6 protein-coding genes are annotated in these 7862 nt (G+C 69.6%); 3 read left to right on the top strand and 3 right to left on the bottom strand.

Annotated features, from left to right (window positions below):
- Nucleotides 1-2: 2 nt before the first annotated feature.
- Both ACR9ZK_RS08820 and ACR9ZK_RS08815 read right to left on the bottom strand, forming a co-directional pair.
- Nucleotides 3-932: an ABC transporter substrate-binding protein gene (locus tag ACR9ZK_RS08820; protein WP_481341522.1), complete on the bottom strand. Its 930-nt coding sequence runs from the start codon at nt 930-932 to the stop codon at nt 3-5.
- Between the two features lie 239 nt (nt 933-1171).
- Complete coding sequence (locus tag ACR9ZK_RS08815) at nt 1172-1987, bottom strand: GntR family transcriptional regulator (RefSeq protein ID WP_481341521.1); 816 nt, start codon at nt 1985-1987, stop codon at nt 1172-1174.
- Nucleotides 1988-2066: 79 nt separating this feature from the next.
- Here ACR9ZK_RS08815 and ACR9ZK_RS08810 point away from each other — a divergent pair, with 79 nt between their 5' ends.
- The 3 genes from ACR9ZK_RS08810 to ACR9ZK_RS08800 are packed head-to-tail and all read left to right on the top strand — an operon-like array spanning nt 2067 to nt 5547.
- Nucleotides 2067-2741 (top strand): haloacid dehalogenase type II, encoded by a 675-nt coding sequence (locus tag ACR9ZK_RS08810; protein ID WP_481341520.1) that lies wholly within the window; start codon nt 2067-2069, stop codon nt 2739-2741.
- Between the two features lie 26 nt (nt 2742-2767).
- Nucleotides 2768-4042 (top strand): NAD(P)/FAD-dependent oxidoreductase, encoded by a 1275-nt coding sequence (locus ACR9ZK_RS08805; RefSeq protein WP_481341519.1) that lies wholly within the window; start codon nt 2768-2770, stop codon nt 4040-4042.
- 14 nt (nt 4043-4056) lie between these two features.
- Nucleotides 4057-5547 (top strand): aldehyde dehydrogenase family protein, encoded by a 1491-nt coding sequence (locus ACR9ZK_RS08800; protein WP_481341518.1) that lies wholly within the window; start codon nt 4057-4059, stop codon nt 5545-5547.
- Between the two features lie 177 nt (nt 5548-5724).
- Here ACR9ZK_RS08800 and ACR9ZK_RS08795 read toward each other — a convergent pair whose 3' ends face one another.
- Entirely contained in the window at nt 5725-7785 is a 2061-nt protein-coding gene (locus ACR9ZK_RS08795; RefSeq protein ID WP_481341517.1) for a multicopper oxidase family protein, read from the bottom strand.
- Nucleotides 7786-7862 lie beyond the last annotated feature (77 nt).

Raw genomic sequence — 7862 nt, 5'->3', positions numbered from 1 at the left:
CGTTACTTCAGCAGCTCGGAGCTGGAGATGGCGCCGGTGCCCAGGCCCCACTTGTCCAGGGTGGCCTTGTACGCCGGACCGGCCATCAGCGACTGCATCGCCGCGTGCAGCGCGGGGGCCAGCGGCGAGTTCTTGGCCACGCCGAGGGCCACGATGCTGTTGCCGACCTTCTTCTTGTACTGCTGGGGCAGCAGGTCGAAGGCCTGCGGCTGCTGCTTGGCGGCCCAGCCCAGCTGCGAGGTGTCGGAGAAGACACCCTCGATCCGCTTGGAGGCCAGCTGCGTCAGCGCGGCCTGCACGTTCGGCAGGACCACCGCGTCGACCGCCGGCTTGCCCGCGGCCTGACAGTCGTCCGAGATCTGCGGCAGGTACTTCTCGGCCTGGGTCGAGCCGCTGAGCACCGCGATCTGGTGCCCGCACAGCGTGGACTGGTCGGCCAGGCTCAGCTGGGCCGGGTTGCCCTTGGCCGCGATCAGCGAGGACCCGGCCGACCAGTAGGTGACCATGTCCAGCACCTTGAGCCGCTCCGGGGTCGGGCTCATGTTCGTCGCGGTGAAGTCGTACCGGCCGGCGGCGATCCCGGGGATCACCGAGTCGAAGGACACGTTCTTGACCTCGACCTTGAGTCCCAGCGTGGCCGCGAGCAGGTTCGCGATGTCCACGTTGTACCCGATCGGGGTCTTGTTGTCGGTGTCCAGGAACGAGGTCGGCGGGTAGTGCAGGTCCGCGGCCATCGTCAGCGTGCCGCGCTCCTTGACCGACGCCGGCAACAGCTTGACCGCCGCCGGGTCCACCTGAACCGCCGGCACCGACCCGGTCGGAGCCGCACCCGCACCGCCGCTCGTCCCGCCGGCGGCGCCCCCGCACGCGCTGATCGTCATCGTCAGCGCAGCCCCGGAGGCGACTGCAGCAAGCTTCGTTCCGAACCTCATGATCGTTCCCTTCAAGCGATGGACTTGTCGGGGTATATGGAAGCATGTAGATCGCTGATTGTCGACAATCGGCTAACGACTTTTCATCTTTCGTGCGAGAAGGAGGAGCCGAAGCATGGGCCGGGTCCCGGCACAGCACGACGCCCGGACCAAGCACCTGAAGGACCGGTCGGTCGGTCCGTCGGGGTGGCCGGGCGTCGGGGCTGGGCCCGTCGCGCGGATGGCTTGTCCGGTCCGGGTCAGCCGGGGCGAAGGGCGCTCCCGGTCGCCCTGGCCGGCGGCGCGGCGAGGTTGCCCGCCGCCATCGTCAGATGCGCCTCGACGGCCTTGACGGCGGCTTCCCGGTCGCCGCTGGCGACCACGTCGACCAGGACCTGGTGGTCGTCGACGACCTCTTCGCCCGATGGCAGCGCGATCTCCAGCCGGTTGATGCAGGTCAGCGTCTGGGCCGAGAGGATCGAGTAGGCGTCGACGAGCCGTGAGTTGTCAGCCGCCGCCACGAGGCTCATGTGGAAGTCGAGGTCGGCGGCCGAGATCTGCCGGTGGTCGCCCCGTTTGACCGCTGTCGCAAGCCTGCTCAGCATCGTTCGCAGCGAGTCCACGGCACGTGCGCGCGCACCGGGCGGGCCCTCCACGATCCGGGCCGCCGCGTGGCTCTCGATCGCACACCGGGCGTCGTAGATCTCCCAGATGTCGGCGGCCGAGAAGGTCACCACCGAGACGCCCTTGTTGCGGGCCGCGACCACCAGCTTCTGCTGGACGAGCTGTTGCAGCGCCTCTCGCACCGGGGCACGGGAGACCCCCAGCTGCTCGGCGATCCTCGCCTCGCCGAGCTGCTCCCCCGGCATGAGGGCGCCCTCGATGATCATCTGCCGAAGCTCGTCGCTGATGCGATCCGACGTCGACTTGCGTTCCAGCGCCTTGAGACTGCTCAGTCCCGACACCATCACGATCCTCCCCTCACGAGGGCCGGAGCCCTCGGGCAGGCGCCAGCCACTCTCGTATCTTCGCACTCCTCGGTAACTTGTCAACAACGGGTTGCCGACGGTCGACAATCTGCAAAGGTCGGGTTACGATTCCCATCGCGTCCTCGGAACGGGCGCCACCCCTGCTCCCCCAGCGATAGGACAGAACATGCCGAACCAGCTCACCCGCCCGAAGTACGTCTCGTTCGACTGCCTGGGCACGCTCATCTACTTCGAGATCACCAGCACGACGCGCCGGCTCATCGGGGACCGCCTGACCGAGCCCCAGATCCAGACCTTCATCCGCCAGTTCAGGAACTACCGCTACGACCAGGTGTGCGGCGAGTTCTACGCCTACGACCAGGTGCTGCACGACGCCTACGCACGGACGTGCAAGAAGTGGGGCCTCGAGGTCCAGGAGGACGCGGGCAAGCAGTTCGCGGCCGCGGTGCTCTCGTGGGAGCCGCACGACGACGTGCCCGCCCCGCTGAAGAAGCTCGGTGACAACTTCCCCCTCGTGATCCTCTCCAACGCCGACACCAGCTACCTCGACGCGCTCGTGCCCAAGCTCGGAGCGGACTTCCACGCCGTGTACACCGCGGAGCAGGCCGGCTTCTACAAGCCCCGCTACCAGGCCTTCGAGTACATGCTCGACCAGCTCGGCGCCAGCCCCGAGGAGCTCCTGCACGTCTCCTCGCACACGCGCTACGACCTGATGCCGGCGGACGACCTGGGCTTCACGAACAAGGTCTACCTCGACCGGGGCTACGACCCGGAGAGCCCGGCCTACAACTACACGACCGTCACGTCCCTCGACGAGCTCAACGACCTCCTCGGTCTCTGACCGACTGCCACTCCCAGGAGCAACAGGTGAAGCTCACCCCGTACTGGCTGGACACCGCGACCCCTTCAGGGGACTATCGCCGGACTCCGGTTCCCGAACGCGTCGACATCGCCATCGTGGGCGCCGGCTTCACCGGTCTGTCCGCGGCCCTCGAAGCGGTCCAGCACGGTGCCAGCGCCGTCGTGCTCGACCAGCACACGGTGGGTTGGGGCGCCTCCGGCCGCAACGGCGGCATGGCCACGACCGGGCTCGCCATCGGCTTCGGCAAGGCCATCAAGCGCTATGGGCGCGACCAGGCCGTCGAGATGTTCGGCGAGTACAACCGGGCCATCGACACCATCGAGCAGCTGGTCAAGGAGCACTCCATCGACTGCGACTTCCAGCGGTCCGGCAAGCTCACCCTGGCCATGAACGCCAAGCAGGTCGGCCACATGCGCGAGACGCAGGAAAAGCTCGCTGACCTGGCCGGCTACTCGGTGGACGTCGTCGACAAGCACGAGATCCACACCGAGATCGGCAGTGACTTCTACGCCGGCGGCATGGTGGACCCGCTCGGGGCCGGTGTTCACGTCGGCAAGCTCGCGCACGGTCTCGCCGGGGCCGGAGTCCGGGCCGGCGTCACGGTGTGCGAGAACGCCCAGGTCACGCAGCTCGAGCGTCGCAACGGCGGACACGCCGTGCACACCACCCGAGGCATCGTCCAGGCCGACAAGGTGCTCGTGGCGACGAGCGGCTACACCGGTTCGCTCACTCCGTGGCTCCAGCGACGGACCATCCCGGTCGGCAGCTTCATCATCGTGACCGAGCCGCTGCCGGCCGAGACGGTCCAGCGGATCCTGCCGCGCCAGCGGCAGGCCTCCGACAACAAGATGCTCACCTACTACTTCCGGATCACACCGGACAACCGTCTCCTCTTCGGAGGGCGGGCCCGGTTCGCTCTCTCGAGCCCGGACTCGGACCTCAAGAGCGCCGCGATCCTCAAGCGCGCCATGACCGAGCTGTTCCCGTACCTGGCCTCGACACGCATCGACTACACCTGGGGCGGTCTCGTGGACCTCACCATGGACCAGATGGTGCACGCCGGCGAGCGCGACGGGGTGCACTACTCGCTCGGGTACAGCGGCCACGGCGTCCAGATGGCCACCTACATGGGCAAGCAGATGGCCCTGTCGATGGTCGGGGAGCACTCCCGCAACTTGTGGGAGCGACTCCCCTACCGGGCTGTGCCCGGCCACGTCGGGCCGCCCTGGTTCCTTCCGATCATCGGCGGATACGCCAAGGTCGTCGACCGATTCAGCTGACGAGGAGTCCAACCGTGTACGCATCAGACCAGCGGGTGGTCAGCCCCGACGCGCAGGTCCGCAGCCGGCCCGTGGCCGACCTGTCGGTGCCGGGAGGCGCCCTCGTCAACGGCAGCTGGCAGCGCCACGACCTGACGCTGCCGGTCACCGACCCCGAGGACGGCCGGGTCATCGGCCACGTCGCGGACTCGACCCCGGCGGACGTCGCGGCGGCGGTGTCGGGCGTCCTCGAGTCGGTGACGGGCGAGGACTGGCCGCTGTGGGCCCGGAGCGAGGCGCTGCACGAGGCGGCGCGGCTGCTTCGCGAGGAGGCGGGCCGGTTCGCCCATCTCATCGCCTCGGAGGGCGTCAAGACGCTCACGGAGGCCGAGCGAGAGGTCGGCCGCTGCGCCGAGACCCTGCGGTTGTCCGCCGAGGCCGGGGTGTTCCTCAAGGGCGAGACGATCCCTTTCGGTGCGAGCAGGCGTGGCGGTAACCGGCTCGGCTGGTTCACCCGCGAGCCTGTCGGGGTCGTTGCCGCGCTCACCTCGTTCAACGACCCGCTCAACCTCGTGGCCCACAAGCTCGGTCCGGCCCTGATCGGTGGTAACGGGGTGGTCCTCAAGCCGTCGGACCACACCCCCCTCACGGCCCTGGCGTTCGTGGAGCTGCTGCTCCGCACCGGTGTGCCGTCGTCGAGGATCGCCGTGGTCTGCGGCCGTGCCGGAGCCGGGCAGTCGCTGGTGGCCGACCCGCGCATCGCCCTGGTCTCGTTCACCGGCGGACCGGCCACGGCCGCCAAGATCACCGCGGCCGCCGGCCCCCGGAAGATGCTCATGGAGCTCGGCGGCAACAACCCCACCATCGTGTGCGCCGACGCCGTGCGGCCCCACGCTGTCGAGGCCGTCGTGGACGGCGCGTTCGGGGTCGCGGGCCAGAACTGCCTGTCGGTCCAGCGCGTCTACGTCGACACGTCGATCTACGAGGAGTTCCTCTCTGAGACCGTCGACCGCACCAGCCGGCTGCGGGTCGGCGGCAAGTTCGACGCCACGACGGACGTCGGCCCCCTCGTCACCGAGGGCGAGGCGCAGCGGGTCGAGGAGTGGGTCGGCAAGGCCGTCGCGGACGGAGCGACGGTCCGCGTCGGGGGCTCCCGGCGAGGCGCCTTCTACGAGCCGACCATCCTCACGGACGTCCCGGCAGGCTCGAAGGTCCTCACCGACGAGATCTTCGGACCGGTGGTGACCATCGTCCCCTTCGAGGACCTGACCGGCGCGGTCGCCGCGGCGAACGAGGGTGACTACGCCCTGCAGGCGGGCGTCTTCACCCAGTCCGTGGAGACGGCGTTCAGCGTCGCGTCCCGCCTCGTCGCGGGAGCCGTCGTCGTCAACGGCACGAGCGACCTGCGGATCGACGCGATGCCCTTCGGCGGGTTCAAGGGCTCGGGTATCGGCAGGGAGGGCGTCCAGTTCGCCGTCGAGGCCATGACGGAGCCGAAGAACACCATCATCAACCTGCTCTCCTGAGGCCGGACCGCCGCAGACGCGGGACTGGGACCGACGACTGCGCCGAGGGGAGGCTCATCGACGGCGCCCTCACCGCGGACCTCGACGAGGCGGCGTCCCTCTGGTGCGCGGTCGGCGGGGTGGCCGCGCTCGGGGCGCCGTCGTCCGTGCCGCTCGCGCGCCCGCGGGTGATCCTGGTCATCCGCCGGGCTGTCCGGGCTGCGGTGGGCCGATCCGGTACGGACGCATCATCTCGTTGTCCTCGTGCTCGACGATGTGGCAGTGCCACACGTACTGACCGGGGGTGGCGAACTGCACCCGGACGCGGGTGACCTGTCCGGGGTAGGCGACCACGGTGTCCTTCACCCCGGTCTCCCAGGCCTCGGGTGGAGTCGTCTGGCCGTCGAGCCGCAACGGCAGGATGACCTCGCCGTCCTCGTCGAGGGCGAGCGCCTGACGGTTCACCACCTCGAACGCCACCTCGTGGATGTGCATCGGGTGGGCGTCGGCCGTCGTGTTGTAGAACTCCCAGACCTCGGTGTCGCCCACCCCCGGGGTCTCGCTGGGTGGGTCCATCCAGAGCCGCTCGACGAGCACCCCGGCCTCCGCGGTGCCGAGCACGGCCTCCACGGGTCCTTCCACCTCGCCACCCGCGGCATCCGTGCCGACGCCCGCCTTCTCGATCAACGCCAGTGGCCGGCTTCGCGCAGCCGCTGGCAGTGGGGTGAGGGCGGGCAGCTGGAGGAACTCGGGCGGGGTGGTCGGGTCCGGGCCCACTGGCGCCACGACCCGGAACTGCAGGAGCTGTCCCGTCGAGTCCGGGTCGGCCGCCTCGAAACCGTCGGGCGGCTCACCGCCGGGTTCCCCGCCGCCGAACGGCTCGTCCGGGCCGACGTTGCGCAGCACATGGTTGCCCAGTGGCACGTTCGTGAAGTCGACGATGAGGTCGGCGCGCTCGGCCAGCGCCATGAGCAGACGGTTGCCGTGGTTGGCCGTCAGGTCCACGGGCGCGGCGAGGAAGCCGCCCTCGTTGCCGATGGCCCAGACACGAACGCCCGCGATCTGGCTGAAGTCCAGGATGAGGAAGCGGGACTGGCAGCCGTTGAGGAAGCGCAGCCGGTAGCGCCGCTGCTCGACCTGCTGGTAGGGCCACGTCGCGCCGTTGGCGATGATGGTGTTGCCGAAGAACTCCGGGTTCCAGATCGGTGAGAACTCTCCCGCCGGGATGTAGTCGGCCACGAGGCCGTCGAAGAACTCGCGGGAGCTCGGGTAGAACAGTGACCCGTCGGCGTTGAACGACCGGTCCTGCAGCGCGACCGGGATCTCGTAGTACGTCTTGTTCGACGGGAACCGGTCACCCTCCCTCGGCGCCGGACCCGGGAGCACGGCCACGTTTCCGCTGCGGCGGTCCAGGACCGCCTTGTCGCCGTCCGGACCTCCCCGGATGATGTAGAACCCGGCCGGTCCGGCGTACACGTTCAGGCGGGTCATGCCGAGGGTGTGGTCGTGGTACCACTTCGTTGATGCCCGGTCCGGGTTCGGGTACTGGAACGTCGCGAAACCCGGCCCCCAGGTCGCGCCGTAACCGGACTTGGCCTTGCCGGCGAAGAAGTCGTACCAGCTGCCCACGACGGCATGGTCCTTCGGGATGTTGCCGGCCGCCGGCAGGTACCAGGCCTCGGCGTAGCCGTCGCTCTCATCGCCCACGTGCAGGGCCCCGTGCACGTGGGTCACCATCGGCACCGGCCCGGTGTAGGGCCCGGGCGTCGCCGTGAACGAGGGCCGCGAGTCACGGCCGGAGGCGCCACCCGGAGGGTTGGCCCAGTGCAGCGTCGGGTCGACGGGAAGCAGGTGAGGCAGGTAGGTGCCATCCGGCCGGACGAGCTCGTTGACCCACTTCACCCGCACCGGTCGCCCCGTCCGGGCCTCGATCGTCAGCGACGGCGCGTGGTGCACCAGGACGCCTCGGGTGCCCTGCGCCGCGATGGGGCCGTAACCCCACACCGTCGTGGCCGGCAGACCTGCCGGCAGGATCTGCTGGCGGAACTGCCGCACCGAGATCTCGTAGTAGTCGGCCGGCTTCCCGCCCGGCAGGGTGAGAGTGCCGGCCCGTGGCATGACGGGCGGGATGAGCAGGGGCGTGACGAACTTCGGGATGGCGGAGGGATCGAGCGTGCCACCAGGTACCGCAGCGAGGGCCGCCTTCGTGCCGTCCGGCAGGTAGGCGTACAGGACGAAGCCGAGTCCGGCTCCCCCCACCGCCCTGATGAACGTCCGCCGGCTGAAGGACGACCCTCCAGTGTCGTGCGCTTGCCCAGAAGCCGAAGCCGTCGGGC

It is taken from the genome of Monashia sp. HAY1-5C (assembly GCF_056755255.1).
This window is presented reverse-complemented; position numbering and strand designations above follow the sequence as displayed.

Coding starts and splice junctions, on each gene's coding strand:
- ACR9ZK_RS08810 (WP_481341520.1), top strand. CDS start 2,067: ATGCCGAACCAGCTCACCCGCCCGAAGTACGTCTCGTTCGACTGCCTG.
- ACR9ZK_RS08820 (WP_481341522.1), bottom strand. CDS start 932: ATGAGGTTCGGAACGAAGCTTGCTGCAGTCGCCTCCGGGGCTGCGCTG.